This is a genomic window from Halodesulfovibrio marinisediminis DSM 17456 (assembly GCF_900129975.1).
Lineage (GTDB): Bacteria > Desulfobacterota > Desulfovibrionia > Desulfovibrionales > Desulfovibrionaceae > Halodesulfovibrio > Halodesulfovibrio marinisediminis.
On the sequence record NZ_FSRG01000005.1, the window covers coordinates 682811 to 708637 of the forward strand.

Sequence of the window (25827 nt, forward strand, 5' to 3'; positions counted from 1 at the left end):
TTTGTATTAAAAGGCAGGGATACATACTGCGAATAAATGTGTTTGGCAAGTGTTGATGCCATTCATTCACATTTTTCTGTATGATATTTGTACTGCCAGTGTGCGATTGTATCGCAGAATTTATTGAACAGGAAGCCCAGCGGCATCTTGTTGCTGTGTAAATTTCTTTACGGGGTTGATTAGTGTTCCAACGCCCTTAATTTCTACCTGTATTTCGTCACCTTCCTGAATAGGGCCTACACCATGCGGTGTTCCAGTAAGAATAACGTCTCCGGGTAATAGAGTCATGACGTGGGATATGTCTGCTATAAGTTCAAATGGACTGAAGAGCATATCAGAAGTGTGCCCCTGTTGCATCAATTGATCATTTTTATATAGCTTCACTGTCAAGTCTGACGGGTCTGGAATATTGGTCTCAAGCCAGGGGCCAATTGGCAGGAACGTGTCGAAGCCTTTGCATCTTCCGAACATCCCGTCACTTTTTTGCAGGTCGCGTGCAGTTACGTCATTGGCACAGGTGTAACCAAAAATATATTCCGGCACTGCATGAGGAGCGAGGAATCGAGCTTCACGTCCTATGATAATGGCAAGCTCTGCTTCATAGTCGACTCGTGTTGATTGCGGGGGAAGATAAATTGGCTGACCTGTGTTGATGATGCAGGAAGGTGGTTTGAGAAAGAACATAGGTTCTTCTGGAAGCGGCATTCCAAGTTCTGCCGCATGGTCTTTATAGTTAAGTCCGACACAGACAACTTTGGACGGTGTCACCAGTGGGAGAAGTTGTGCCTGCTCCAGTGGAAAACGTTCTGTGATTCCAATTTGTGGAGTGAGGCAGCGTAATAGTCCGTCTTCAAGGGCTGCATAGAATGTTTTATACTGATAATGGACTCGAACTATCTTCATGACACACTCCTGTAATGAACTATGAACTTTGTGGATGGCTTACAGAGCCAATCTATGATTACGACAGTGTTATGTTTTTATAGAGTGACAATAGTTGTGCAAATATTGGTCATTGTAACAAAAAAAGTATTAAATCATCTTTTTTTTATGTACGATTGCGCAGTTTATCCAATTATTATTGAAACAGTTTTTAAAAGTAATTTCAGTCTGATAGTAATGGCCGATATTGTATTTCTGTCAGGAGCCCGTAATGTCAGAGTCTGCTTTGATTGATAAGTTTTTACCTGAGTATACGTTTACTGAGTGTCACGAAATTATTGTTCATAGCCCCATTGAGGAGGTGTATGAAATTGCAAAAAATGTGGATCTTTCAAAGTCTACACTGATTGTGACACTATTCAAACTCCGTGGATTACCGACCCGCAGGATGACGTTGCAGGGGCTTGTGGAAGATATAGGCTTCTCTCGTCTTGCTGAGAATTATCCTGTTGAACATCTAATTGGTTTTTTAGCAAATAAGCGGGTTGTCCCCATTTCGAGTGCAAAAGAATTTTTAACAGATTCTCTTTCTGCCAAGATTAAGGTGGCTTGGAATTTCAGTTTGTTTGAAATTAGTCCGGGGCTAACAAGGATAACAACAGAAACTCGTGTATTGTGTTTATCCAACTTTACCCGCAGGATTTTTCGCGCGTATTGGATGTTCTTTAAGCCGTTCAGTTCCGTGATTAGAAAACGTATGCTGAAGATCATAAAAAGACAGGCTGAGCTTATTGGATGGAATTGTTACCTGTAGTGGCGTTAAGTAGGTACGGCTAGCTATGCAGCTATGAAATAACGGTGTTGCTCTGCGCGGTGTGGTATCCCTGAATGTGTCAGGATTTTTTGCTTAAGACTGGAGGGAAGTATGCCACAGATGAGTGAAACCGGAGTAGTGGCAATGGTGTTACTTTGTATAGCCGGATTTACGTTGTACTCAATCTTAGTAGTTCTCCCTTGCTGGGTAATTGCAAAGCGAAGAAATATTGCTGCACCATGGTGGCATTGGATTATTCCTATATGGAATATGTATACAGCGTATCGCCTTGGTAACGGTTCCAACACAAAATTATTGTTAATAATCATCCTGTTGTTGGTAGGCGTCGGGGCCGTTGCGTTACAGGAACAAGCACAGGCTTTTATTATTGGCAGCGTTGTCTTACTTTCCTGTTCTTTTGGGTTGGGAATCTATGTTCTTTACTGTTGGTTACGGCAGATAAGTGTTCTTGCCGGAAGACATCCACTTTTTTTGCCTATAGTAATGTTTATTATCCCCTTGCTGTTGGCATTAATCGGAAGTGCTCTTATGGTTCAGAATATAGTGACTCCTGCGGAGCTGAAGAACTTTGAAAATATTATCAGCTTAGCGACATGGATAATCTTTTTGGTTGTGGCGTTGCGCACTCCCCGTGAAGCATTGTCTAATTCGTTTTTTATTCTCACGAAGGAGTAAGCTCGACTATGGGACTTCTCGATTCGCTACTCCCTGAGTTTGATGCAGTTGAGTATCACGAAATAACTGTGAACAAGCCGGTTGAATCTGTATTTGATGCTTTGAAATGTGTGGATTTTGGTGCATCAAAGACAATTGCCACGCTTTTTAAATTGCGCGGGATTCCTTCAACGCATTTGACCATACAAGGGTTGGTCGATCAGGGACATTTTAGTTTGCTTGGTGAAGAATCTCCACATGAGTTGGTACTAGGGCTTATGGTAAATAAGGCCCCTGTTCCCATTGAGAGTGGAGAGGCTTTTGCTACAAACAGTGTGGCTGCCCGCATGCGCATTGGATGCAATTATCAGTGTAGCAGAATTGATGATACGACAACTCGCTTGAGTACGGAAACGAGAGTTGCAGTGACCGGTACAATGTCCAAGGTCTTCTTCCACTGCTATTGGCTGTTTATAAAACCCTTTAGCGGATGGATTCGACGAATAATGTTGCGGCTTGTTAAAGAGAAAGCAGAAGGGATGGAACGATAGTATTCAACTATTTCGTTTGTTCCTTACATAAGAAAAGAAAAAAACCCGAGCAGGCTAACCTGAGCGGGTTTTTTTGTAATAACTATTTTATACCATGGTGATAACCGGAACGACAACAGGGTCACGTTCCAACACTTTTCGGAAGAATCGGCGTAGGCTGGAGCGTATTCTGTCTTGCAGCAGCTCAATGTCTTCTGGACCGATGTTCTCGAGAAGTTCAAGAATGATGCATTTTGCGTCTTCCAGAACGTGATCGTAATGGGCTTCGAAGATAAAACCTTTGGAGACAATAGTCGGGCCGTGCAGGATTTCCCAGATCTGTTCATCCAGCACCATGAAGACCACCACCATACCCTCTCCGCCAAGAATTTGGCGTTCTTTCAAAACGGTAAGTCCCACGTCTCCTACACCCTTACCATCCACGAGAATTTCTTCCATTTCAAGTGGTGCTTCGCGGGTAAGAGCTCCGTTGCATAAGGTGACAGGCTGTCCGTCTTCAATAATAAATGTGTTGTCTTTTTCAACACCGCATTGGTGTGCAAGGCGGCAGTGCTTTACCAGATGTCGGTATTCACCGTGAATAGGAATAAAGAATTTTGGAGATACGCTTTGCAACATCTCGCTGAGTTCTTCACGGTAGGCGTGGCCGGAGGCATGTATATTACGGAAGCTTTCATAGTATACTTCTGCCCCCATACGATACATGTCATTGATCATGCGTGTGATCGCCAGTGTGTTACCGGGGATGACCCTTGAAGACATGACAACAGTGTCGCCTTCTTTGATTGCGAGATGCTTATGTTCTCCACGTGCAATTCGGGAAAGAGCAGAAAGCGGCTCGCCCTGTGAACCGGTAACGAGCAGGACGGTTTCTTCGTCCGGTAACTCCGGCATTTCCCGTGTGTCCATGTATAATGGAGTACGGATGCGAAGGAAACCAAGCTCATTGGCTATCTCTATGTTTTTAACAAGACTGCGGCCAGAGACGGCAATTTTTCGTCCGTAACGGGCTGATATGTCGAGAACTTGTTGGATTCTTTGTATATGACTTGAGAAGAGGGTTACGATGATACGTCCTTTTGCATTGGCAAAAAGCTCTTCAAAAGCACTTTTAATGTCTCGTTCGCTTAAAGAAAATCCTTCGCGCTCAACGTTTGTAGAGTCGGAAAGGAGAAGCTCTACCCCGTCTTCGGAGAACGCACGGAAGGCTTCAAGGTCGGTTCGGTGGTTGTCGAGCGGGGTGTTGTCGAGTTTGAAGTCACCGGTGTGGACAATTTTACCCGCAGGAGTTTCAACACCGAAGCCGTAGCCTTCGATGATAGAATGACAAACAGGGAAAAAGTTGAAGGTCATGTCACCAAGTTCTACGCGTTCCCTTGGTGCTACAGGAATAAGCTTTGTGCGGTTGAGCAGGTCTGCCTCGCGCAGCTTGCTTTCAACGAGTGCAAGGGTAAAGCGGGAGCCGTAGATTGGAACGCTAAGCCAGCGGATAAGCCATGGAAGGGCGCCGATGTGGTCTTCATGTCCGTGGGTGAGCACGATTCCTTTAACTTTATCTTTCTGGTTAAGGATGTGCTCAAACTGCGGGATAACAACATCAACACCGAGATGGTAGTCGTGCGGGAACATAAGACCGCAATCTACGATAACGGTTGTTGTTTCGGTAGACCACATAGTGCAGTTCATACCGATTTCGCCCATGCCACCCAGTGGTGTTAGAGTTAGGCTTCCTTCTTGTGACATGCACGCATCTCCATGTATTTTTTGTTCATACGCTCGCGGAGCATGTCGCTGAATTCGTTACGTTGCTTTACGGTGTATTCGGCAGTGCTTATAGGTTCCATTGCTGTAATATACACTTTTTTGCGGGTACCGAGAGCAATGCGGCCTTTAGGTAGAATATCACCGGTACCTTCAATAATGACAGGTACAATTGGAACCCCTGCTTTTAATGCAAGCATAATTGCACCGGTTTTGAAGTCACCGAGTTCTTCAAACTGTTCTTGGCGTGTGCCTTCCGGAAAAAGAATAACAGAACGGCCATTACGGATAGTGGTAGCTGCAGCTTCAAGAGACTGCATTGCTGCACGTCTGTTGGTACGGTCTACGGAAATGTTTCCGAAAAGTCTGAAACAGCGCCCGATAAGTGGGAGGTTTTGCAGGTTCTTTTTAGCCATAAAAGCTGGCATTGCTTTTTGCAGTGCAACTGTAGAAAGCGGGATATCGAATTGACTCTGATGGTTAGCAACAAAAATCACAGGCTGATCAGTAGGAATATTGTCCGTATCTGTAATAAGCTTAATTTGGGAGCAATCGCGCGCGGCTTTGCACCAGAGCATGGCAAAATAACGAACCATTTTTCCAGAATTATCTATAGCGGCTGCAATCGGCATAAAAATGCAGACATACAGTGTCGTAAGCAAGAATGAAAAATAAAACCAGATTGTGCGTATCATACGTCATCCAAATAAAAATGTGAGCTGGTAACCTAACTAAATTCAACACCAGACTCAAGTTCTGCAAACCGAGGGCTGGCCTGGCGGTTCGCTGCTTGTACCATGGAGGTGGAGAAAGTTGTTAGCACTTTATTGTGCTGTAAAAATTTCTATGTGGAAAGATTATTAGCATGAACTTGGTGTGCCTTGTGTACATTGTAGAAAGGGCGCAAAAAGACCAGTCCGTTATGATCTTTTAAACGGACTTGCTGAGTTTATTAGATATTTGGGTAGAAAACTTTTTTGGCGGATGGAATGAGCTCATCAGTGTATACGGTGACATAGTGACCTGATTGTTTCTTTGATGAATACATAGCCTTGTCAGCATGTTTTATGAGTGTGTCAGGATCGATGTTTGTATCGGGAATAAATTCTGCAAGACCGATACTTAATGTGACAGATTCTTGTGGGGTGATTTCAGAAAAAATTTTTATAAGTCGCTTACAGACTATTTTTGCCTGTTCTGCTGATGTTTGTGGGAGAATTATGCAAAATTCATCTCCGCCGTATCGTGCTCCAGTATCTTCTTGTCGTAGAACTTTGTTTATAGCCGTGCCGACGGCTATGAGAACTTCGTCGCCCTGTTGATGGCCATGGATGTCATTAACTTTCTTGAAATTATCCAAATCAAAGTAGCACAAAGAGAATGTGTCAGCTCGCCTTTGAGATCTGGATACTTCTGCTCTGAGATGTTCAAAAAAAGTACGCTGGTTGAAAAGTCCAGTTAGCCCATCTTTGCTTGCCTGCTCTTTTAGTTGTTTTGTTCTGTTGTGGACTGTTACTTCAAGTTCTCGGGCGTACTCTTCTAAATTTTGTTTGCTTTGACTTACTTCATTCACAAGGCTTTGAATGAATGTGTCAAAAACAAAAACTAGATCAAAAAGCATAACTTTTTCTAAGGCGCCGGAACGGCCACTACAGACTTCGCAGGAAATTTTTTTACTTTCACTGCGTAGCTTACCTCTTAGAATCCGACTTAAAATTTTATACGCAGCAATGTATAGTTTTGGGGGAACTCCAATACGTTTGTGAACTAGGCCAATTCGGAGGCGAGATTGAACGTAGTCCATATCGTATGGGCCTTCAAAAAGTGTTCGTACGTATCGTTGTAGATAGTTTTTAAGGCGATGTAGAGTTTCTGCGTCACCAATTAGTTGAGGAGCTCCTTCCATTTCCACTAGTTCTTTGTAGAAGAGATTAGTGATGTTCTCTAGATCGGAGAGAATAATTGGCTTGGCTTCATTCAACGTTTTGATTTCATCGTCAGTAAGATCGAGGAGGTGTTTACGTCGGCTGATTTCGTGAGTTGTTATTCGTAATTGTTCATTAAGTGTGAAGTCTGTAGGGCGCATGCTCCCTCCGGAGTTAATGATTACGCCTTCATAATTTTATTGAGGCAGGTTGCGGGTTCTTTATGTTTAAGCATATTGGTTCTTAATTGTACTCTACATGATAAGCTTAGGCCGCAATTGGGGCTCTACAGATGGTTTGTTGAGATACTTATTGAAGTTGTGTGAGCATGAAAAAGCCCCTCTCACTTTCAGGTAAGAGGGGCTTTGTATTATACCCGCATTACTGTGGGCTCTTCTTTTGGATTAACTTGCTTCTTTTTCTGCAACTACTTTTTCAATTACTGGTGGTGGTGCCTCTTCGTAGTGGTCGAATTCCATGGTGAAGACACCTTGACCGCCGGTAATTGAGCGCAGGTCTGGAGCATAGCGGAGCACTTCGCCCATAGGCACATGCGCTTTAATCTCCGTAATACCTGTTTTTGAATCAGAGCCGAGAACCTTACCGCGACGTGATGACAAGTCACCGATTACGTCACCCATGAACTCGTCAGGGATATGTACGGTCATTAGTACAATCGGCTCAAGCAAGGTTGGTTTCACTTGTTCCATTGCACCCTTAAGGGCAAGGGAACCGGCAATTTTAAACGCCATTTCAGAGGAGTCTACAGAGTGGTATGAGCCGTCGTAGAGTTTTACCTTGAAGTCTACAAGAGGGTATCCTGCAAGGCAGCCGCGCTGTGCTGCTTCTTGAATACCTTTATCTACGGCAGGGATGTACTGGCGAGGAATTACACCACCAACGATGGCGTTTTCGAATTCGTAACCAAAGCCCTGTGGCATGCCTTCAATTTCAATCCAGCAATCGCCGAACTGTCCGCGTCCACCAGATTGTTTTTTGTGTCTGCCTTGAACCTGTGCTTTCCCCTTAATTGTTTCACGGTACGGAATTTTAGGGGTTTTCAGCACCATTTCGCATTTGTAGCGGCGCATGGCGCGTTCAACACTGGTTTCAATATGCAGCTGTCCCATGCCGGAAAGCAGAATGTCACTGGATTCTGCATCGCGTGCAAGGTTAAGCGTAATGTCCTCATCAAGAAGTTTGTGGACAGCAGCATAGATCTTATCTTCATCGCCTTTATCTTTTGGAGCGATGGCGTATGAAATAAGGTTAGGAGGAAGTTCCGGCATAAGAACTTCAAACGGAGCTTTAGGGTCTGTCAGCGTATCGCCGGTTTTAGTAACTTTGAGTTTAGGTACAGCGATGATGGAACCTGGACCGATTTCCCCTTTAGCCTGCGTGGATTCTTTACCATTCATAAACAGTGGAGAACCAATGCGCTCTGTTTCTTCATGGTTAATGTTTGTCAGTACTGCATCGCCGGAGAAAGAACCGGAGAGCACGCGCATGATGGAGAGCTGGCCTGAGAATGGATCAGACAGAGTTTTAATAGTAAGTAATGCCAGCGGGTTGTCTGGAGAAGATGCGCGCTCGTTACCTTCTTTATCAACCCATGCAGCGTGTTGTAGTGGAGAAGGCAAGAGATCTTGAACGGCGTTAAGAAGTTCTGCACCACCACGGTTTTCAAGTGCAGACCCAAGCATAACAGGAATGAGCTCGCGGGAGAGAACGCCCTCACGCAGCCCTGTTGTAATTTCTTCTTGAGAAAGTTCCCCAGTCTCAAGGTAGTTTTCCATCAATTCTTCATTGCTTTCTGCAATGTTTTCGATGGTTGTTTCACGAAGTACAGCGACTTCGTCAGCAAGGTCTTCTGGTACGTCACCTGCTGTTGTTGTGCCGTCTTCATTAAAGAAAAATGCTTTGTTGTTCAGGATGTCAACGTAACCTTTGAAATCGTCACCCTGACCGATTGGCATCTGCAGCAATACAGGGCGGACCCCAAGGATTGAAGACAATCCATTGAAAGCATTGTCGAAGTCTGCACGGTCACGATCCATCTTATTAATAAAGATAATGGAAGGAAGATCTGCATCCTGAACAAAGTTCCATAGACGGCTGGTAAGGGGGCGAACGCCGTCAACGGCGTCAATAACAAAAACGGCGCCATCAACCCCGAACAACAGGTGGTTAATGTCGCCTACAAAGTTATTGTCGCCTGGAACGTCCATAAGGAAGTGGCGATTTTTGTTCCAGTCAATGGTGGCAAAGCCGGGCTGGATAGAACCTCTTCGCTTTACTTCCTCTGGTTCATAGTCGAGTGAAGTGGTGCCTTCTTCAATTTTCCCAAGGCGATTGATAACCCCGGACTGAAACATAAGCATTTCAGCCAGCGAGGTTTTTCCACTTCCTCCAGTGCCCACAAGGGCATAAGTTCTCTGAGAATCAAGTGTCTTGGCCATATACCTCTCCCTTATGTGGTTTTAGGGGATTATGCCTGCAATATTGCAAACGGCGGTGTTCCATAACTTGTCTAGAGGGGGGGCTACCCTGATGCGTCAGGGGGACACCCCTATGGTTCCACCTTGTATAACGCTGCGATACTTGTCAACCTCTCAGAAGAAATTTTCAAATTCTCAAACGGATACGTACCTTTCTGTTGAAATTTATTGTAACTTGTAGAAATATAATCCGTCTTTAATTTTTGGCACTGCCAATACTGCTGATTTGGGAGTACGTATGTACATCAACCTTATTGTTGGAATTATCTTTATTGTTCTTGTTGTGTGGATAGTGAAAGACTTTTTGAAAAGCCTAAAGTCGCCCGCGCGGATTATGGAAGATGAATTGAGCCAACGGCGGGAGAAGCAGGAACAGGTAGCGGCCAATATAGAGCGGCTTCGGGAAACCGGAATAAAAAAACTTGTTCCAGTGAGACGGGCAGTAGAAGAAATGAATGCTGCGTTGCCTGAAGGAAAACAGTTTGTCATAGAAAATAATCGTGACAATGTGGTGATTGTTTTTGAAAAAGCATATGTAAAGATTACGCATCGGCTGACGCAATTTTCCCTTAGTGGTAGTGAGCAAGATTTTGACGATGACGTAGTTAAGCATCAGCGCTTTGTTCTCGAGCGTAAGGATGAGCATGGCGATGTTGTCACAAGCCGCGAAGCTGATACGGAAGAAGAAGCAATACGGTTGATTGCACGTGAGATCGCAAATGTTGTTGAACCGTGAGCAAGTGCCAGTAATTTGCATAATGTCTGCTGTATGTTGTTTTGATTGGATATGAACAGCAGACTGATGTTTTTTCGTTTAGTTTTTCAGTCTGTCTAGACGGTTACTATATATTCCAAATGGGGGCGAAATGTCGAAAGAATGTACCCTGTATGCACTTTCAACCTGCATTCACTGTAGAAGGTTGAAAATTTTTTTAGAAGATCATGAGATCGATTTTGATAATATCTTTGTTGATAAACTCAAGGGCGAAGAGCGAAAGGAAATTCTTGATATTATAAGAAATTATAATCCAAAACTGTCTTTTCCTACACTCGTGGTAAAAGACGGTGAGTGCATCATCATAGGTTTCCATAAGGACCAGGTTGAGGAGGCGCTGAATTTATGAGTAAGAAAATGACCGCTGAAGAGCTTTATAAAATGCTTAAAAAGATTCAGGAGCCGCGTGGATTTTATTTTAACAAAGATATGTCCATCACCATGCCGCTTCTTGAAAGCCTGCTCATTAACAAAGAAGAGTATGGTTACATGGCATGTCCTTGCCGTTTGCCTAACGGTGAGTTTGATAAAGATCGAGACATCGTTTGTCCGTGTGAGTACCGCGATCCTGATTTAGAAGAATTTGGTGTTTGTTATTGCGGTCTCTACGTGACTGAAGAATACAATCAGGAAGATCACGGCGAAGTGGCAATTCCGGAACGCCGTCCACCAGAAAAAATTTTAGCGTAGTTTGTTTTGGCATTTTCGAGTGTTAATTGCCTTCGGCGAGCAAGGGCGCGAAATATTCGTCCCTCGTGAACGGTTGCTGGCACAAGGACCCGCAAGGGGGATGCCCCCTCTTGACCGCGATTAGCGAGAAAGATTTATAAGCAGAAAAAACTACGGCTTATAGCTCAGTTGTTTTCATTAAAAAAGGCTGTCCTATCTAACTAGGGCAGCCTTTTTTTCTACGAAAGGTAGTGATCATACCCCGCGAGGTTACATGAAAAAACGTACTTGTCTCGCGGTTAAAAGTTTTTGGTGAGTTCAGAGAACCTTGTTTCAACAGCGGTAGCTGTTCTCGAGGCACGAGAGGTTACAGATAGCGACAGTGAAACAGGTTTTATGGGCGCTGGAGGCAACGCTCCGCAATTAAAAAACTCTATTCCAAGCCTAGAAGGTCAGCAGCGTTGCTGAGGAAGTTTTCCAGCTTTGGCAGTGAAAGCTTGAGCCGCTTTTTAAGTTTAGCGATTTCTTTGTCAGGACTATACAGCGGGTAATCTGACCCGAAGAGGATTTTTTCATGCGGGTGCTTTTTCATGATCGCACTGAGTGTTGGGTCATCAATGAAATCAAGAGTACTTGAAGTGTCGATATAGACATCTTTTCCTATGAGTACGTCAAGTGCATGCTGCCAGTGGTGGTAACCGCCGAAATGTGCTGCAACAAAACGTGCTTTAGGAAAATTCTCGATTAGTGCCGCAAGCTTGTACGGACAGGACGGGTTGTCTTTAGGGGCTAATCTGTCCCCGATGTGAAAGAGCATGACAAAGTCATTTTGTGCAGCTTCAATGATCGGCAGCAGGCGCTTTTCATCCATCCTGAATCCTTGAAAATCAGGGTGAAGCTTGAGACCTTTAATTCCTCGTGCTTTCAAGCGTGCGAGTTGGTTTTCCCAGTCGTCGAAATCAGGATGAATAGTTCCGAAGGGGATGGCATCCGGATGTGCAGCCTTAAGGGACAACGCAAAGTTATTCGCCGGAATAACTTGCGCGGCTGATGTTGCTGCACAGAGAACCACCATTTTATCCAGACCGGCTTTTTTAATTCGGTGGATAAGGTCATCCATAACGCCCGGACATTGGCATGTTACTCCGTAATGAGAGTTAAGATGCTCAACTGCTTTAGCGGCAATTTTTGGATGGAATGCGTGAGTGTGGAAGTCGATATACATAATAGTGCAGCGTTCTTTATTCTAAAAAGTTAGTCTCCAACGAAGAGTTCTTTAAGCCATTCCGGAACCTTGACAGGACGCCCTTTTTCATTGGTACAGGCGTGCTCGGTTGAGCCGGTGGCAAGAATAGTGTCTTTTTCTTCGTTGTAAATTTCGTACTCAAAGGTCATGGACGCACGACCCCATTTGCTGATGCCTACACGGATGTAAATCAGATCATCAAAGCGGGCAGGGCGTTTGTAGCGGCACTTTGCTTCTCGCACAGGAAGCATAATCCCCCGCTCTTCCACCTTGCTGTAGCTCATACCGTGTTCTCGTATGTATTCGCTACGGCTTCGCTCAAACAAATGAAGATATTCTGCGTAGTACATGACAGACATTGCATCTGTTTCACCATAGGAAACACGATGCGCAAGCCATGTGTCTGGAGTTGGAAATTCTGCCATAGTCATTCCCTCTATATATTCAGTCTATATTATAAGCAGTGCTGTAAGTACGGCACATGGGTGTGCTGCCGTTTTCGCCATTCTGTGCGGGCACGGCACAACTCTTTGCCTGTTTCGTCAAGTGAGACGGAGTGCAGGTAATCCCCATCATCCATTTTACCGGATTTGCTTGTGAGTTTTTTTAAGGCCCCGCACTCTGTACGGTAGCTGATGTCGATAAGTACAGGTTCGTACTCCAGCATAAATTCTTCCGGCATAGATTCCTGAATCCAGCCGAGGTACCGCACGTTATTTACATGTCCGTTAATGTCAATATCTGCTTTTCTGCTGATAATAGGGCATTCGTGCTCTGGTGAGCGCAAACGTGGTACGGTTCGGGTGGGAAACTCTTTGCATGGCGGGTTGTTGGCCGGATAGTTCTGGGTAATGAATTCCGGAACAGGAACCAATTTACGCTTTTCAATGTCAATGACAAGCCAAGCTGTAGTTCCTTCGGCGATGAGATGGTTCTCAGCATCGAAAACTTCAAAACAACGTAGCGCTAAATTGGGTGTGTGGGCAGAGGGCCATGTGTGTATGGAGATGGTTTCTCCAGCATATGGATAGCGGTCGACAGTTACGGTGAGTCTACTGAGTACCCAAGCAAAGCCATGTTGCAACAGGTATTCACCGGGGAATCCGTGTAAGCGAGCGTTGTTTGCTGCTGCTTCTTCAAAAAAAGAGGCAAAGGCTGCAGGAGAAGCTTTGCCAAACCGGTCCGTATGATAGGTCTTAATGGTGTAAGACTCTATGCCCTTCAATGTCATGTGTAATTCCCCTTTTGAATAAGCATGTTAGCTACCACTGACATCTGTCGAGGGCAAGGGGAGCGGGGTGCTTTTTAGTTTCGGTGGTTACGACTTCGTAAAGGAGAAGCGTAACCACCGGAATATTTTTATATTTTTTTCAGATTTGCATATGGGTTAAGTGAGAATTGTGCAGGAGTATAGATTGCGTGTTTTGCATGGGTAGCCAAGGCCCAGCGCTGAGTGCCGTATTCAAAATGCCACCATTCGCAGTGGAAGTTAACAAAGCCTGCTTGAGTCATAACAAAGTAGAGAAGGCGTCTGTTATAGAGGGCTTCTTCTTCGCGATCAGTCAGCTCGTAGCCTTTTTCCAGCTTGTTTTCAAAATACTGCGTATTGGAAATTTGCCCCGGGTAGTCAAACGGCGAACCAAAGAATAGTTTTTTGCCTGCACGGTCTGCAATGGCAATATCAATGGCACCACCTGTAGAATGTGGGGCAGGTGTGCTGGTGTCTTTCATAGGCTTGGCTACATATTGTTGTGCCATGATGGTAATATCATCTGCAGCCTTATCGGGATTAAGCATGGCAAGTGCATTTTTGCATTCTGAAAAAAGGAATGACTGGACTTCAGCAGATCTCCATCCATCAAGAATTACAAGACGCAGATGTGCCGGAAGCAGGGAAGATGCATGCAGTAAGCGTTCAAGAACGCCTTCACGTGCGTAACATTCTGTTAGTGCTCCGGGAATTTGTCGTTCATAATAAATTGAACGGCTGAGCATGTGTTCCGGTGCATAAGAGAGCGGTACAATTTCTTCATGTGATTCCACAGAAGGGACAGCATAAACGGATTCCCATGATGGTTCTGGGATCTCATGGATGGGTGGTACAATTTTATCAGGCATGACAGATCCAATAATATGTATAGGTCAACGTGCCTAATATCCCAAAAGGCGTGGAAGCCAGAGGGATAGTTCCGGCACAAAAATAAGCAGTAATTGGCAAATAAGCGCAACTGCGACAAAAGGCCATATATGTTTAAACATTTTTTCTAATGGAACATTTCCGACGGATGAAACGATATAGACACATGCTCCCATAGGGGGAGTGATAAGCGCTATTGTGATGTTTAACGTCATCACAATACCAAAATGAAGCGGGTCAATACCAGCTTGAGCTGCAAGTGGACTAAATACTGGAGTCAGCAGAACAAGTGCAGCAATTTCTTCCATAAACATTCCGATGAGAAAGATGATGCAACTAATAAAGAGGAGCACCATAGACGGGGAGGACGCGTATTGCATTACAAGTGGTGCAAGCTGTTGAGGTAGACGTTCGGAAGATAGTATCCAGCCTACAATAGTTGCGGCACCGATAACAATAAATATAACGCTGGTTAGGCGCACGGTATTGCAAACGGATTGGAGAATCCCTTTGCGGGAAAGCTGACGAGTCCACATTAGACCCATAATAAGCACATAGCCACAGGCTACAGCACCTGATTCGGTGGGCGTCATAAATCCAAAAAGAATACCGCCTACAATAATGCCGGGAGCAAACAACGCTGCTATTGCTCCGCCTGTAGATAACAAGAGTTCTTTAAAGGAGAACTTGGAGTTTACGATAGGAAGTGCAAGACGTGCGGCGCTGATACGGTGCATAATGATAAAGGCGATTCCAAGTAAGAGTCCCGGAACAACGCCCGCAATAAATAAGGCTCCGACGTTGGTTTTAGTCATTGCACCAAAGAGGATCATGAAGATGCTCGGTGGAATTATCGGTCCAATGAGAGAACTGCCAGCGGTTAGTCCTGCGGCATATGAATCAGGGTACCCACCTTTTTTCATGGCAGGAATCATAATGGAACCTACTGCTGAGGCATCAGCGGCGGCGGAGCCGTTTACTCCGGCAAAAATGATACTCGCAACTACAGTAACATAGCCGAGACCGCCTTTTAAATGTCCGACCAGTGCTTCAGAAAAACGTAGTAGCCGTGATGTAAGGCCGGAATGACTCATGAGTTCCCCTACTAGAATAAAGTAAGGAATTGCCAGTAGTGAGAATGGTTCCATACCTCCATAAAATTGCTGAATCATAATACGCAGCTGTCCTAGCTTGTCGATATAAATGATACCGGCAAATGCAGTGGAGAGCATGGCAGCAAAGAGCGGAAGCCCTGATGCAAGTGTAATAAAGAAGATGCACAGAAGAATGATCGCCATGGCTATCTCTCCTTAATCCCGTGCTCTTGATATTCTGTGTCAGAAGAGGGTGAGGCCTCTGTTGTTGATAGGTTTACCAACGCTCCAGTAGGCGTGAATTGTTGAAGCAGATACTCAATAAGCATAAGCGTCATGCCGACTGGGATGGCCATCAGTGGTAGCGATTTTTTTATTCCGAGTGTCATGATCGTAAAGAGGCGCATTTTATACGTATAGGTGAATCCAAGCCAAATCATAAGCGCAAGGATGCTTATGAAGCAGAGCTTACGTAGCAAACAAACAATGCGTCTTGAATTCTGAGGTAGCCTGTCTACAAGGATTGTAATTGCCATGTGCTCACCTTGTTTTAATGCTGGTGCAGCAGCAAGCATCACCATCCAGACGAGAGTGATTTTAGCAAGGTCTGTTGTCCATATTGGTGGACGATAGAAACGAGAGAAAACTCCCAGCATTACTGTTGCCACGTTTATAAGCAGGAGCGCCCCTGCCCCAAGTAGACAAAGGCGCTCAAGTTTAGTGGATATATCTTGGCATAAGGTAGCCATAGAGGTCACTAGTGCACCTCATTGTTCGCTTTTTGCGCGTCTGTGATGGCTTGCTCAATCCATTTTTTTTCAATGTGCTGGCTTAACCATGCAATATACGATGGTGTACTAAGTTCTTTAAAAGATGCCATTTCTTCAGGCGTCGGAGTGTACACCTTCATTCCTTTTTCTTGTAAGAACTTGATTCGGTTTTCAACTTGAGATTCTACAAATGTTCGAGTGAGTTCATTTGCTTTCTTGGCTGCAGTACGTATTGCAGATTGTTCTTTCTCAGAAAGATCGTTCATCATCGCATTGTTTACGAGCAGGAACTGGTCAGAGTACTGTACGTTTGCAAGAGTCAGGTGGTTCTGTACTTCAAAGAGGCTGCCGATGATGATGTATGTAGGGGGATTCATTTGTCCGTCTACTACACCGGTTTTCAATGCAAGATAGACTTCTGTCCAAGGGATAGGAGTTCCAGCAGCGCCAAAGGCTTCATACATGGCGACTTGGCTTGCATCCATTGCTCTAAATTTTAGTCCCTTAAAGTCTTTTGGGGATTTGATCGGTTTATTGCAGGTGAATGCAATGAAGCCACCTTCTTCGATAACTTCCAGTAACTGGACACCTGTACGTTCTTTAAATTCTTCGCGCATCTTCGCCATTACTGGACTTGAATCAAAGAAAATATGTGCAGCCTGGTAGTTCTCAAAAAGGAAAGGTACGTTTGTCGCAAAAATTTCAGGAAAGACAGTTTCCATACCACCAAAAGACGCAACGTTAATCATTGGGTCTGTCATTACCTGTTCCATGCGTTGTTGCTCATTGCCAAGTTGGCTGTTTGGGAACAGTTCAATAGTGATGGAAGAGTTGGTCTCTTTTTCTACAAGTTTCTTGAAGCTAGTAGCAAAAACATGAACGGCATTATCTTCAGCAGAAGCTGGGCCATTGTAGCTCATCTTAATGTTTGTTCCTGCCAATACAGCGGTAGGAATTGTGAGAATAAGAAAGCCCACTAATATTGAGCGTCGGATTGATCTCCATGAGAGTTCATTTAATGTCATTCCATCCTCCGAAGTTAACTGTAGCGTCTGTCTTGAAAATTGCCTCGTAACCAACAACTTACAATAACACTTTATATAGTATCTGTTCTAAAAAAGAATCTGTATGTCAATGAGTTAGAAAAAAATGCTATTCATCTCTTAGCACGCTCAAGACATCGATATTAGAGGCAACCCATGCAGGATATGCTCCGGCTAGGACGCCGAGCAGGCAGGAGCCGATGGCTGCACCGACAATGAGGATGGGTTTGTATACGTAGGGAAACCCTGCAACGTAGTAGATGACGGTAATAAGGACGAGGGCGACCAGAGCCCCCAGTGTTCCGCCAATTCCGGATAGTAGACTTGATTCAAGTAAAAATTGAGTCATGATGGCGCTACGGCGGGCACCAATGGCGCGTCGGATACCGATTTCCATTTTTCGTGTCTGTACAAGCAGGATCATGATGGAAAGAACCCCCATCGTACCGACAGAAAAAGAGATCGACGAGCTCATGAGTCCCAGTAGCCATACAAGCTGTAATGCCTGAGTTTTCAGCGCTGAGAGATCCTTAGGTGAAATGATAAGAAAGTCTTCATCGGCCTTTCGTTTGACCTTGTGTTGTTTCACCATAATCGCAATTGCAGTTAGTTTTGCAGCTGCCTCATCCTTGTCTGAGTACATGGTCATAAAGACTCCGGATACCCAGTCCTGATTCGACATTCTACGCATGTACGTTGTGATCGGGACATACACCTGCTCATCTTGATCTGTTCCGGCAAGATCACGCCCGCGTTTAGGCATAACGCCGATAACGCGTAGGTTTGTAAGATTATATCGGACTATTTTTCCGAGAGCCTGTGTATGGTGTTTGAATAGCTTATTAGCGATAGTGAAGCCAAGAACACATACTTTTGCCCGTTGTTCAACATCCTGTTTGGTAAAGAAACTTCCTAAGGTTACTGGAGCAGCACGGATGGCGGGAAAATCTGCGTTAACAGCAATCAATTGAGAATTAACGGTGTTGCGGCGGTAGGTGATGGTAGAGTCTTTGGTAACAAACGGGGTACCTTGCTTTACGTAAGGATTGTTTTCCAGCAGGGCATCCACATCTTCCATTTTGAACGTGGTGGTAACTCGGCCGAATCGCAATTCTCCGTTGCGTCGGAAGGTAGGTTGTCCTGCAAGAGCAACAAGCAGGTTAGGGCCGAGCTTGTCAATTTCCACCTGTGCCTGTGCCTTGAATGCCTCAGAGACGTGGAGAACACCCGTGAGCGCAAGTGTTCCTAAGAAGACTCCAAGCATAGCAAGCGCAGAACGGAGCTTATGCGTGGCAAGGGAGCGAAGGGCTATACGTAAAGAGTTTAGCATCACATGTCTCCCCGTAATGCGCGGATTGGATCAAGTTCTGCAGCTTGTCGTGCAGGCCCGAGTCCGAAGATAATGCCGACAGCCATGGCTGCTCCAAGTGCAGTTAGGAAAATTTTGAGTGATAATTGTATCTTAATAAGCTGAAAGATAAAAAGCACTCGCGCCAGCGTAATGCCCATCGCAACCCCGATTATACCTCCTATGATAGTCAAGAGTACTGCTTCCAGCAGGAATTGCCGTATTATTGCTCCTTTAGTGGCACCTATGGCACGTTTTAACCCGATTTCAACAGTCCGTTCGGACACGGAAAGATAGAATAAATTTGCCAGTACAAAACCACCAACGATCATGGCGGTGACTGCTGTTATGCCAAGAAATATTGTTAATCCGCCTTTAAGGGCGGCGAGAAATTCTTGTACTTCTTTAGCAGAAAGTATGGTGAAGTCATTTGGTTCACCAGAGGGGATCTTATGAAGATGACGCAGGAAACTGGTTAGGTTATCGACATTGGTCTGCATGTTTTTTGCGTCAAGAAATTTAATACGCAGGCCTATGAAGTATTGTCTGTTGGCACCAAAGCGTTGTGCTAATGTAGTTAAAGGAACAATGATACGGTCATCAATGCTTACCCCACTGCCTCCAGTGAATCCCCTGTGGGTTAATTCTCCAACAATGGTCAAGGGGATCGAATCGATGAATATAGTTTTACTGATGGGGCTCTCCTTTTTAGTAAAAAGAGCCTTGGAGACGGCTTCGCCAACCAAACATACTCTTAATCCCCGTGTAATGTCTTCTTGTGTAAGATCTCTTCCGGACTTGAGCGGCCAGTTCCATGCCTTGCTATAGTTGGCAGATGTGCCAATAACAACTGCAACGTCCCAGCTTTTGTTTTTGTACCGAACTTTTTTCCCTCGTACTGTTCCTAATGGCACTACGAGGTATGTTCCCGGTAACGAGCGTTTGATCTGCATCAGATCATTCCACGAAAGCGTAAGCATTCGTTGCCCCACTGGACGGGTAAAAATATCACCGCCTATCACAAGTACGGCATCTGGTCCGAATGATTCAGTAAGCTCTTCTGCTTTTTGATTTGCACCGTCGTGTGCGGCAATAATGACCGTTAATGAAGCAATCCCCAACGATATTGAAATAATAACAAAGAGCGAGCGTATCTTATACGCCCACAGTGATTGCAGCGCGAGGAGTCCTATTCTGCCCATAAAGGCAAGTTCTGATTTTAGGTTGCGGATGTTCATTCATTGTATTGTACCTTAGATGGGCACTGGAACAAGAGAGATTGCGTATAAATTCAAGATGTTTTCGGTGTTGGAACTAACCTTATACAACCGCTGGGTAAAGCTTGTTTAAAAAACGTCCGGCTTACGCACACATTGTAAGCCGGACGCTAGGGGGACTCAAAAGAACGGAAGTGTCTCAGGGAGGGAGCAACTATGCTGATATCCGTGTGTAAGCAAGGTCGGGATGTTTATGTCTCAGCAACTAAATAAACAGGAATGTAGTTGCTGAGTTGATTGTATGGAGTGAGACAAGCTCAACACGCACATCAGATCGTTCTTTTGAATATAAACTAAGTAATTGGAGGTGTGTTATGGCAGCAGGGAAACACAAGGCCATCACAGCTGTTGTGATATTTCTTCTGCTGCCATAACGAATCTCTATTTGCCCAATGCGTTGCTAGCAGTTTTGCCAGCATAATTGGATATGGTCTTTTGCGAGGCTGCGGGATACGAGGCTTACCCCGATAGCCAGCGCAATAGATATCGGCAGAGCAACAACGTTCGGGTCAACCCATTGGAGGAGAAACATGGTGCTGCCCGGAGCTGCATCTGCAACTAATGTTACTTTTCCAAAAAGTGTCTGGCATAAGCCAATGGCTGCTGCTTCTTTTTTATGGACAAACAGCATCCACAGCATGGAAACGGTGAATCCGCCTACAATAGAAACTTTGGCTCCAGTTTTTGTTATGCCTTTCCAGTAAAGGCCGAGTACGTATGCCGGTAAGAAGGTTGCTCCACTTAATCCAAAGAAGAATGCGGTTGCGCGCGCTACGATGGAAGGAGGAAGCAGCCATGCCCACACGAGAGTAGCAATGATCGTAGCAACAATTCCGAGTTGGCTGATGGATGAGGCGCTCAGATTGTTTTTGCGCTGTATGAGGTTTCTGGAGACGTCATGCGCAAGAGAGGTTCCACCAATGTGGAACTGGCTGGAGAGTGTGGACATGGCTGCGGCAAACATAGCCAGCAGAAACATGGCAGAGAACCAAGGCGGCATTACTTTTTCAATAAAAACGGGAACAATTTTATCAAGGTTGCCGCCAGCCATCTGAATGCTGATTTTGCCAAACTGGTTTAAGAAAATTGCGTTTGAAAGTGCACCTACAACGTAGATAACACCAATTGTGAGCAAGATGAAAACAGAGCCGTACAACACAGCGCGGTTGAGTTCTCTATCACTGGAAACTGTCATGAATCGTACAGCAAGCTGTGGTTGCGCCAGCACACCTACGCCTACACCGTATACAATAGTAGTGTAGATAACGAGCCACAGTGGTGAGCCTGTTTTTGTGCCTTGCGTCCAGCCTAAGATACCGCCTTTCTGTAATGCTTCAGGTACAAGGTGCGCCATAGATGTGAGTGTCTCATGCGCCGGTACTACGCCTCCGAGCAGGTAGTAGGTGTAGCCCAGCAGAAAGACCATCATGCCAACCATAATAGTTCCTTGAAACGCGTCTGTGTACATTACGGCTTTCATGCCGCCAGTGATAACGTACAGGGAAAGGATTGCTGTAATACCTATAAGCATCCATTCGTATGGCAGACCTAAAGAAACTTCAGTCATGCGGCAGATGCCGGTAAGAACCGCAGCAGCGTAAACCGGAATAAAGAAAAAGATAATGCCGCCCGAGAAGCTTTGGATAAATTTAGAGTTGTAGCGTTTACCAAGCAGTTCAGGAAAGGTGTGGCAATTGAGCACTAAACCCATGCGACGGGTACGTTTACCAAGAAATACCATCGCAATGAAGATCCCAACAAAGATATTCAAGAATGCCAGCCACAAAAGTGACATGCCAAACATGGCCGCAACGCCACCAAAGCCAATAATGGCAGAGGTGGATATAAAGGTTGCACCATACGACATAGCCATAACGAAAGGATTAACGGAACGTCCGGCGAGCATGTAGTCTCCGGCGTTTTTTGTTTCTTTCCATCCTTTCCAGCCTAAGTAGAAGACGATTCCAAAGTAGAGCAGTGAGGTTATCAGTTTAACGGCCATGTCGTATTCTCTCCAGTTAGTTATCAGTGCTTTCCTGCACTAACGATTCAATATTAATTTTGTCTGGCGTACCTGCGTTGTTCCAATTTGCGATGCCGTACGCAACGCAACCGATAGTTGATATGATGCAGAGCCAGTAAGGTAGAGCAGTCTCAAAACTTCCAAGTCCTAAAAGCATCAGCTTCTCCTTTTTGCATAAAAAAAAACCGCAGGTTCTCACCTGCGGTTTTTCGGTATACTTTCCTTAATCTATTTGCGTGCGATTAGGCACACTCAACCGATCCGCAGGTCTTGGAGACGCGGTAACCATAATATGCATAAAAATAGCTGTTCATATGGCGGTTGATTGTGTTCATGGATTCTTTGTATCCATTCTAATACAAAAATGTCAAGTTCGACAAAGCAGAAAAGTGTGATTTTTTCGATATCGTCGAAACTGTGAATTTATGAGATGAGAAAAGTAAAAGGCTGGCCTTGTGCATAGGACAGCCTTTTTTAGGGGAATGGTATGGAGCATGAGCCGTGAGGCTTTTAAGTAACGGGCTAGGCTCGCTGATAAAAGTTTTAGGAGATTTTTAAGAACCTTTTTTTAAAAAGGTTCTTAAAGTTCAGCTGACAAGCGCCGCCGGAGGTTGGGGTCGTAGGCTTGCCGAAAGCAAGCAACGATTGCCCAGTTAGTTGTTTTGCCAGCAAAACTGAATGTGATCTTCAGCAAGACTGCGGGATAGCAGACTTGCGACGACTGCAATGGTCATAGACACAGGCAGAGCGACAACGTTCGGGTCTACCCACTGGAGCAGGAACATTACGCTACCGGGTGCTGCATCCGCCACAAGGGTGGCTTTGCCGAAGAGTGCTTTACAGAGCCCGATGGCAACAGCTTCTTTTTTGTGGATGAAGAGCATCCAAAGCATGGATACGGTAAATCCGCCTACCATTGAGAGCTTGGCTCCAGCTTTGGTCATACCCTTCCAGTAGAGGCCGAATATATAGGCAGGAAGGAATGCTGCACCAGTAAGACCGAAGAAGAATGCAGTTGCACGCGCAACGATGGACGGTGGCAGGAGCCACGCCCAGACCAGTGTTGCGAGGATAGTGGCAAAGATGCCGAGCTGGTTTACCTGCTTTGTATCACGCTTGGTAGGCATGACAACCTGTGAGACATCGTTTGCGAGAGATGTTCCGCCAATGTGGAACTGGCTGGAAAGGGTAGACATGGCTGCGGCGAACATGGCGAGCAGGAATGCTGCTGAGAACCACGGCGGCATAATGCTCTCAATGAAGACAGGAATAATCTTGTCGAGGTTACCGCCAGCCATTTGAATGCTGATCTTACCAAATTTTTCAAGGAAGATTGCGTTGGAAAGCGCGCCTACTACGAAGATAACGAATACTGTGAGCAGAAGAAAAATAGCACCGTAGAGTACTGCTCGGTTGAGTTCTCTATCGCTGGATACGGTCATGAAACGTACGGCGAGCTGTGGTTGTGCGAGTACGCCGATGCCTACACCGTATACAAGTGTTGTGTAGATAACGAGCCAAAGTGGAGTGCCTTGCGCGGAACCTTGTGTCCAACCGAGGATGCCGCCCTTTTGAAGCGCCTGCGGCATGAGGTGGGACATGGCAGTGAGCTTTTCATGTGCGGGAACGACACCACCGAGGAGGTAGTATGTGTAGCCGATAAGGAAGAGCATCATCGCTGCCATGATGGTTCCTTGGAACGCGTCAGTGTACATTACTGCTTTCATGCCACCAGTTATGACATAGACGGATAGAATGGCTGTAATACCGATGAGCATCCACTCATAAGGCAGACCAAGGGATACCTCTGTCATTCGACAAATTCCGGTGAGTACTGCAGCTGCGTAAACAGGGATGAAGAAAAAGATGATGCCACCGGAGAATGACTGTACGAATTTAGAATTGTAACGTTTCCCCAACAGTTCTGGGAAGGTGTGACAGTTTAAGGTAAGTCCCATGCGGCGTGTGCGCTTGCCGAGGAATACCATGGCGATGAATACGCCTACAAAGATAGTAAGAAAGGCAAGCCAGAGTAAAGGCATTCCGAACATTGCCGCAACACCACCAAAGCCGATGATAGCGGAGGTGGATACGAATGTTGCACCATATGACATGGCCATGATGAACGGGTTAACAGAGCGTCCAGCAAGCATGTAGTCGCTTGTGCCTTTGGTCTCTTTCCAACCTTTCCAGCCCAGATAAAAAACTGCTGCGAAGTACAGCATCGCGGTAATAATTTTGACGGCCACGTCAAGTTCTCCTCTTAGTTGTCAGTGCTGTCTTGCACTATTAATTCGACTTCAGCTGTAACGGTGTCAGGCTCGCCTGCGTTGTTCCAGTTTTTAATTCCGTAGGCGATGCAGCCAATGGTAGACAAAATACAAAGCCAGTATGGTAGTGCTGTTTCAATGCTTCCAAGTCCAAGTAACATGTGTTTCTCCTTGTAATTAGGTACAAAAAAAACCGCAGGCTTTCGCCTGCGGTTTCATCGGTGCATAGTGTTAGATTATGTTACGTTCGAACACACTCAACCGATCCGCAGGCCTGAATGCCGCGGAAACCAAAAAACGCAAAAAAGATAATGGTGGTGAGTTTGTTCATAAATCTCTTCTACATGTTTTTATACAAAAATGTCAAGTTTGCTTTTGGTGAATATTAAAATTTTGTTTCTATTATGTTCCCGGCACGATCACCGTTTGCAGCCTTGAGGTTACCCAGCCATTGGCGCACGACATTAAGATTTCCTTTGATCCATGAGGTAGCTGTTTCTTTAACAGACTGTTTTTTAATTGAAACATCGTATGTCCATTTCCCTTGTGTTATTTTGTTTACGTTAAAGCGGGAAAGGAAAGTGAACGCATCTGGATATTCGGTTTTGATGTCAGAACGGATAAGGGTGTTAATGGTGTTTTCGTTGATGAGCATTTTTGTTCCATCGGCGCTTTTCAGGTAGCGCATATCAAGCGTAATGTTCATCCAGTGTGGTTCCCAACAGCTGAAAACAACCCATTTTTTATCTTTGAATGCTTTGATTACATCATCGAGCATGTTGTTTACAGGCTCACCTTTCTGTGTCCATTTTCCAAGCCCGTCGGTATCTTTCTGGATGAGATCTTCAACGAACGAATACATACCGGATCCGGACTCAGTGGTGTAGATAGTGGATTCAAATTTAGTGGCATTCGGTGCGAGGTCTGCAATTGTCTTAACTCCTTTTGCTTCAGCATATCCGGGGACACACAGTCCGGTGTGGGCTTTGGCTACGTTAACACCTGCAACACGCACGTTTTTCTTTTTTAACAGAGGGGCAAGTAGCTTTTCTTGTGTTGGAAGCCATGCGCTCATAAAGACGTCTACTTCACCTTTATCAAGAGCCTGATAGGCTTCGTCGGCATCCATGGAGATGATGGTTGTTTTGTATCCCACTGCCTCAAGTATTTGAGTGGCAATTTCGGCTTTTACTATTGCACCCGCCCATGGCGGTACAGCAAATCGAATAGGAGTTTTCTCCGCAGATACAGGAACTGCTGAAGCTATGAGGGCTAATGCAAAAAGAAAAGTGATGAGGGACTTATACATAATCTTTCCTCGCTTGTTGTTGCTTATTATGTAGTGCTGTCAGCAGTATTAGTGCCTCTGCGGACAGATACCTGCTTTTGATCACTCTGTACTTCCCCGTCTTTAAAAATAATGCGACGTCTTGCACTGTCCGCTGTGAGCGGATCATGCGTTACTATTATGATTGTCTTACCAGTTTCGTTTATTTTTCCGAATAGATCGAGGATTTCATTACTGGTGTTTGTATCTAATTGTCCTGTGGGTTCATCCGCTAACAGGAGAGGGGGATTGTTGAACATGGCACGGGCGATTGCGACCCGTTGCTGTTGTCCACCGGAAAGGCTTGATGGTTTAAAGTTGATACGGTCTCCAAGCCCTACTGAATCAAGAAGCTCCTCGGCACGTCTGCGTATGTTGGGGTGGGGAGTTCTCCTGTAGAGACCGGGGAGCATCACATTTTCTGCAGCCGTTGCATATGGGATAAGGTAGAAGTTCTGAAAAACAATGCCGGTAAGCCTGTTCCGTGCGTCGCTTTGTTCATTGTCGGACATTTGGGCTGTGTCTGTTCCATCTAAAAAATACGAGCCGCCTGTAGGGCGATCAAGAAGAGCAAGTAGGTGTAGCAAGGTGGATTTCCCTGAGCCTGAAGTGCCTTGAATAGCTACCAGCTCGCCATGCTTGATGATTAAATCAAGAGGCTTAACGGCTTCAATGACTTGACCGCCCTGATAAAAGGTTCTTGTTAACCCTTTTGTTTCGACTACCGATCTGCTCATACTTT

At 45.2% G+C, this 25827-nt stretch carries 26 protein-coding genes; 6 read left to right on the top strand and 20 right to left on the bottom strand.

Annotation, left to right across the window (positions count from 1 at the left end):
* Positions 1–120 precede the first annotated feature (120 nt).
* Positions 121–903 (bottom strand): fumarylacetoacetate hydrolase family protein, encoded by a 783-nt coding sequence (locus BUR09_RS10945; RefSeq protein ID WP_074216966.1) that lies wholly within the window; start codon positions 901–903, stop codon positions 121–123.
* A gap of 250 nt (positions 904–1153) precedes the next feature.
* Between BUR09_RS10945 and BUR09_RS10950 the strand changes: the two genes are divergently transcribed.
* The 3 genes from BUR09_RS10950 (at position 1154) to BUR09_RS10960 (ending at position 2922) form a co-directional block, all read left to right on the top strand.
* On the top strand, positions 1154–1696 hold the full coding sequence (locus BUR09_RS10950) for a hypothetical protein (protein WP_074216967.1): 543 nt from the start codon (positions 1154–1156) through the stop codon (positions 1694–1696).
* Between the two features lie 111 nt (positions 1697–1807).
* Positions 1808–2392, top strand: a complete 585-nt coding sequence (locus BUR09_RS10955) for a hypothetical protein (protein WP_074216968.1) — start codon at positions 1808–1810, stop codon at positions 2390–2392.
* Between the two features lie 8 nt (positions 2393–2400).
* Positions 2401–2922, top strand: a complete 522-nt coding sequence (locus BUR09_RS10960; RefSeq protein WP_074216969.1) for a hypothetical protein — start codon at positions 2401–2403, stop codon at positions 2920–2922.
* Between the two features lie 87 nt (positions 2923–3009).
* Here BUR09_RS10960 and BUR09_RS10965 read toward each other — a convergent pair whose 3' ends face one another.
* From BUR09_RS10965 to BUR09_RS10980, 4 genes are all read right to left on the bottom strand, one after another.
* Positions 3010–4665, bottom strand: coding sequence for a ribonuclease J (locus BUR09_RS10965; RefSeq protein WP_074216970.1), 1656 nt, complete (start codon positions 4663–4665; stop codon positions 3010–3012).
* Positions 4644–5378 (bottom strand): lysophospholipid acyltransferase family protein, encoded by a 735-nt coding sequence (locus BUR09_RS10970; RefSeq protein ID WP_074216971.1) that lies wholly within the window; start codon positions 5376–5378, stop codon positions 4644–4646. Before BUR09_RS10970 ends, BUR09_RS10965 begins: the two co-directional genes overlap by 22 nt.
* Positions 5379–5635: 257 nt before the next feature.
* Positions 5636–6769 carry a GGDEF domain-containing protein gene (locus tag BUR09_RS10975; RefSeq protein WP_074216972.1) on the bottom strand — a complete coding sequence of 378 codons (1134 nt, stop codon included), beginning with the start codon at positions 6767–6769 and terminating at the stop codon, positions 5636–5638.
* Positions 6770–7012: 243 nt separating this feature from the next.
* Positions 7013–9067 carry an elongation factor G gene (locus BUR09_RS10980; protein WP_074216973.1) on the bottom strand — a complete coding sequence of 685 codons (2055 nt, stop codon included), beginning with the start codon at positions 9065–9067 and terminating at the stop codon, positions 7013–7015.
* Positions 9068–9344: 277 nt separating this feature from the next.
* On the opposite strand from BUR09_RS10980, the gene BUR09_RS10985 reads away from it, so the two are divergent.
* The 3 genes from BUR09_RS10985 to BUR09_RS10995 all read left to right on the top strand — a co-directional run bounded on the left by BUR09_RS10985 (position 9345) and on the right by BUR09_RS10995 (position 10571).
* Complete coding sequence (locus BUR09_RS10985) at positions 9345–9842, top strand: hypothetical protein (protein WP_074216974.1); 498 nt, start codon at positions 9345–9347, stop codon at positions 9840–9842.
* A gap of 130 nt (positions 9843–9972) precedes the next feature.
* Complete coding sequence (locus BUR09_RS10990; RefSeq protein WP_074216975.1) at positions 9973–10230, top strand: glutaredoxin family protein; 258 nt, start codon at positions 9973–9975, stop codon at positions 10228–10230.
* Positions 10227–10571 (top strand): ferredoxin-thioredoxin reductase catalytic domain-containing protein, encoded by a 345-nt coding sequence (locus BUR09_RS10995; RefSeq protein ID WP_074216976.1) that lies wholly within the window; start codon positions 10227–10229, stop codon positions 10569–10571. Before BUR09_RS10990 ends, BUR09_RS10995 begins: the two co-directional genes overlap by 4 nt.
* A gap of 412 nt (positions 10572–10983) precedes the next feature.
* Here the strand turns inward: BUR09_RS10995 and BUR09_RS11000 are convergent, their stop codons facing one another.
* The 15 genes from BUR09_RS11000 to BUR09_RS11060 all read right to left on the bottom strand — a co-directional run bounded on the left by BUR09_RS11000 (position 10984) and on the right by BUR09_RS11060 (position 25822).
* Positions 10984–11775: an amidohydrolase family protein gene (locus BUR09_RS11000; protein WP_074216977.1), complete on the bottom strand. Its 792-nt coding sequence runs from the start codon at positions 11773–11775 to the stop codon at positions 10984–10986.
* 29 nt (positions 11776–11804) lie between these two features.
* Complete coding sequence (locus BUR09_RS11005) at positions 11805–12221, bottom strand: acyl-CoA thioesterase (protein ID WP_074216978.1); 417 nt, start codon at positions 12219–12221, stop codon at positions 11805–11807.
* Positions 12222–12250: 29 nt separating this feature from the next.
* Positions 12251–13027 carry an acyl-[acyl-carrier-protein] thioesterase gene (locus BUR09_RS11010; RefSeq protein ID WP_074216979.1) on the bottom strand — a complete coding sequence of 259 codons (777 nt, stop codon included), beginning with the start codon at positions 13025–13027 and terminating at the stop codon, positions 12251–12253.
* Between the two features lie 128 nt (positions 13028–13155).
* A complete protein-coding gene (locus tag BUR09_RS11015) occupies positions 13156–13914 on the bottom strand; it encodes a M15 family metallopeptidase (RefSeq protein WP_074216980.1) in 759 nt (252 codons plus the stop codon).
* Between the two features lie 33 nt (positions 13915–13947).
* Positions 13948–15231: a TRAP transporter large permease gene (locus BUR09_RS11020; protein ID WP_074216981.1), complete on the bottom strand. Its 1284-nt coding sequence runs from the start codon at positions 15229–15231 to the stop codon at positions 13948–13950.
* A 2-nt stretch (positions 15232–15233) separates the two neighbouring features.
* Complete coding sequence (locus BUR09_RS11025) at positions 15234–15776, bottom strand: TRAP transporter small permease (protein ID WP_245796731.1); 543 nt, start codon at positions 15774–15776, stop codon at positions 15234–15236.
* Positions 15777–15784: 8 nt separating this feature from the next.
* Entirely contained in the window at positions 15785–16822 is a 1038-nt protein-coding gene (locus tag BUR09_RS11030; RefSeq protein WP_074216982.1) for a TRAP transporter substrate-binding protein, read from the bottom strand.
* Positions 16823–16949: 127 nt separating this feature from the next.
* The gene (locus BUR09_RS11035) at positions 16950–18170 is read right to left on the bottom strand and encodes an ABC transporter permease (protein WP_074216983.1); all 1221 of its coding nucleotides are present in this window, start codon (positions 18168–18170) and stop codon (positions 16950–16952) included.
* The gene (locus BUR09_RS11040; protein WP_074216984.1) at positions 18170–19426 is read right to left on the bottom strand and encodes an ABC transporter permease; all 1257 of its coding nucleotides are present in this window, start codon (positions 19424–19426) and stop codon (positions 18170–18172) included. The genes BUR09_RS11035 and BUR09_RS11040 overlap by 1 nt, the downstream gene beginning before the upstream one ends.
* A 439-nt stretch (positions 19427–19865) precedes the next feature.
* Positions 19866–21467 (bottom strand): sodium:solute symporter family protein, encoded by a 1602-nt coding sequence (locus BUR09_RS11045; protein ID WP_074216985.1) that lies wholly within the window; start codon positions 21465–21467, stop codon positions 19866–19868.
* A gap of 16 nt (positions 21468–21483) precedes the next feature.
* Positions 21484–21645: a symporter small accessory protein gene (locus BUR09_RS16870; protein WP_175566022.1), complete on the bottom strand. Its 162-nt coding sequence runs from the start codon at positions 21643–21645 to the stop codon at positions 21484–21486.
* Between the two features lie 496 nt (positions 21646–22141).
* On the bottom strand, positions 22142–23737 hold the full coding sequence (locus BUR09_RS11050) for a sodium:solute symporter family protein (protein WP_074216986.1): 1596 nt from the start codon (positions 23735–23737) through the stop codon (positions 22142–22144).
* A gap of 14 nt (positions 23738–23751) precedes the next feature.
* Positions 23752–23919 carry a symporter small accessory protein gene (locus BUR09_RS16875; protein WP_175566023.1) on the bottom strand — a complete coding sequence of 56 codons (168 nt, stop codon included), beginning with the start codon at positions 23917–23919 and terminating at the stop codon, positions 23752–23754.
* A 224-nt stretch (positions 23920–24143) separates the two neighbouring features.
* Complete coding sequence (locus BUR09_RS11055) at positions 24144–25067, bottom strand: glycine betaine ABC transporter substrate-binding protein (RefSeq protein ID WP_074216987.1); 924 nt, start codon at positions 25065–25067, stop codon at positions 24144–24146.
* Between the two features lie 26 nt (positions 25068–25093).
* Complete coding sequence (locus BUR09_RS11060) at positions 25094–25822, bottom strand: ABC transporter ATP-binding protein (RefSeq protein WP_074216988.1); 729 nt, start codon at positions 25820–25822, stop codon at positions 25094–25096.
* Positions 25823–25827: the final 5 nt, after the last annotated feature.

Excerpts from the sequence above, each read along its gene's own strand:
- BUR09_RS10945 (WP_074216966.1), bottom strand. The coding sequence starts at position 903 with ATGAAGATAGTTCGAGTCCATTATCAGTATAAAACATTCTATGCAGCC.
- BUR09_RS10950 (WP_074216967.1), top strand. The coding sequence starts at position 1,154 with ATGTCAGAGTCTGCTTTGATTGATAAGTTTTTACCTGAGTATACGTTT.
- BUR09_RS10955 (WP_074216968.1), top strand. The coding sequence starts at position 1,808 with ATGCCACAGATGAGTGAAACCGGAGTAGTGGCAATGGTGTTACTTTGT.
- BUR09_RS10960 (WP_074216969.1), top strand. The coding sequence starts at position 2,401 with ATGGGACTTCTCGATTCGCTACTCCCTGAGTTTGATGCAGTTGAGTAT.
- BUR09_RS10965 (WP_074216970.1), bottom strand. The coding sequence starts at position 4,665 with ATGTCACAAGAAGGAAGCCTAACTCTAACACCACTGGGTGGCATGGGC.
- BUR09_RS10970 (WP_074216971.1), bottom strand. The coding sequence starts at position 5,378 with ATGATACGCACAATCTGGTTTTATTTTTCATTCTTGCTTACGACACTG.
- BUR09_RS10975 (WP_074216972.1), bottom strand. The coding sequence starts at position 6,769 with ATGCGCCCTACAGACTTCACACTTAATGAACAATTACGAATAACAACT.
- BUR09_RS10980 (WP_074216973.1), bottom strand. The coding sequence starts at position 9,067 with ATGGCCAAGACACTTGATTCTCAGAGAACTTATGCCCTTGTGGGCACT.
- BUR09_RS10985 (WP_074216974.1), top strand. The coding sequence starts at position 9,345 with ATGTACATCAACCTTATTGTTGGAATTATCTTTATTGTTCTTGTTGTG.
- BUR09_RS10990 (WP_074216975.1), top strand. The coding sequence starts at position 9,973 with ATGTCGAAAGAATGTACCCTGTATGCACTTTCAACCTGCATTCACTGT.
- BUR09_RS10995 (WP_074216976.1), top strand. The coding sequence starts at position 10,227 with ATGAGTAAGAAAATGACCGCTGAAGAGCTTTATAAAATGCTTAAAAAG.
- BUR09_RS11000 (WP_074216977.1), bottom strand. The coding sequence starts at position 11,775 with ATGTATATCGACTTCCACACTCACGCATTCCATCCAAAAATTGCCGCT.
- BUR09_RS11005 (WP_074216978.1), bottom strand. The coding sequence starts at position 12,221 with ATGGCAGAATTTCCAACTCCAGACACATGGCTTGCGCATCGTGTTTCC.
- BUR09_RS11010 (WP_074216979.1), bottom strand. The coding sequence starts at position 13,027 with ATGACATTGAAGGGCATAGAGTCTTACACCATTAAGACCTATCATACG.
- BUR09_RS11015 (WP_074216980.1), bottom strand. The coding sequence starts at position 13,914 with ATGCCTGATAAAATTGTACCACCCATCCATGAGATCCCAGAACCATCA.
- BUR09_RS11020 (WP_074216981.1), bottom strand. The coding sequence starts at position 15,231 with ATGGCGATCATTCTTCTGTGCATCTTCTTTATTACACTTGCATCAGGG.
- BUR09_RS11025 (WP_245796731.1), bottom strand. The coding sequence starts at position 15,776 with ATGGCTACCTTATGCCAAGATATATCCACTAAACTTGAGCGCCTTTGT.
- BUR09_RS11030 (WP_074216982.1), bottom strand. The coding sequence starts at position 16,822 with ATGACATTAAATGAACTCTCATGGAGATCAATCCGACGCTCAATATTA.
- BUR09_RS11035 (WP_074216983.1), bottom strand. The coding sequence starts at position 18,170 with ATGCTAAACTCTTTACGTATAGCCCTTCGCTCCCTTGCCACGCATAAG.
- BUR09_RS11040 (WP_074216984.1), bottom strand. The coding sequence starts at position 19,426 with ATGAACATCCGCAACCTAAAATCAGAACTTGCCTTTATGGGCAGAATA.
- BUR09_RS11045 (WP_074216985.1), bottom strand. The coding sequence starts at position 21,467 with ATGGCCGTTAAACTGATAACCTCACTGCTCTACTTTGGAATCGTCTTC.
- BUR09_RS16870 (WP_175566022.1), bottom strand. The coding sequence starts at position 21,645 with ATGCTTTTAGGACTTGGAAGTTTTGAGACTGCTCTACCTTACTGGCTC.
- BUR09_RS16875 (WP_175566023.1), bottom strand. The coding sequence starts at position 23,919 with ATGTTACTTGGACTTGGAAGCATTGAAACAGCACTACCATACTGGCTT.
- BUR09_RS11055 (WP_074216987.1), bottom strand. The coding sequence starts at position 25,067 with ATGTATAAGTCCCTCATCACTTTTCTTTTTGCATTAGCCCTCATAGCT.
- BUR09_RS11060 (WP_074216988.1), bottom strand. The coding sequence starts at position 25,822 with ATGAGCAGATCGGTAGTCGAAACAAAAGGGTTAACAAGAACCTTTTAT.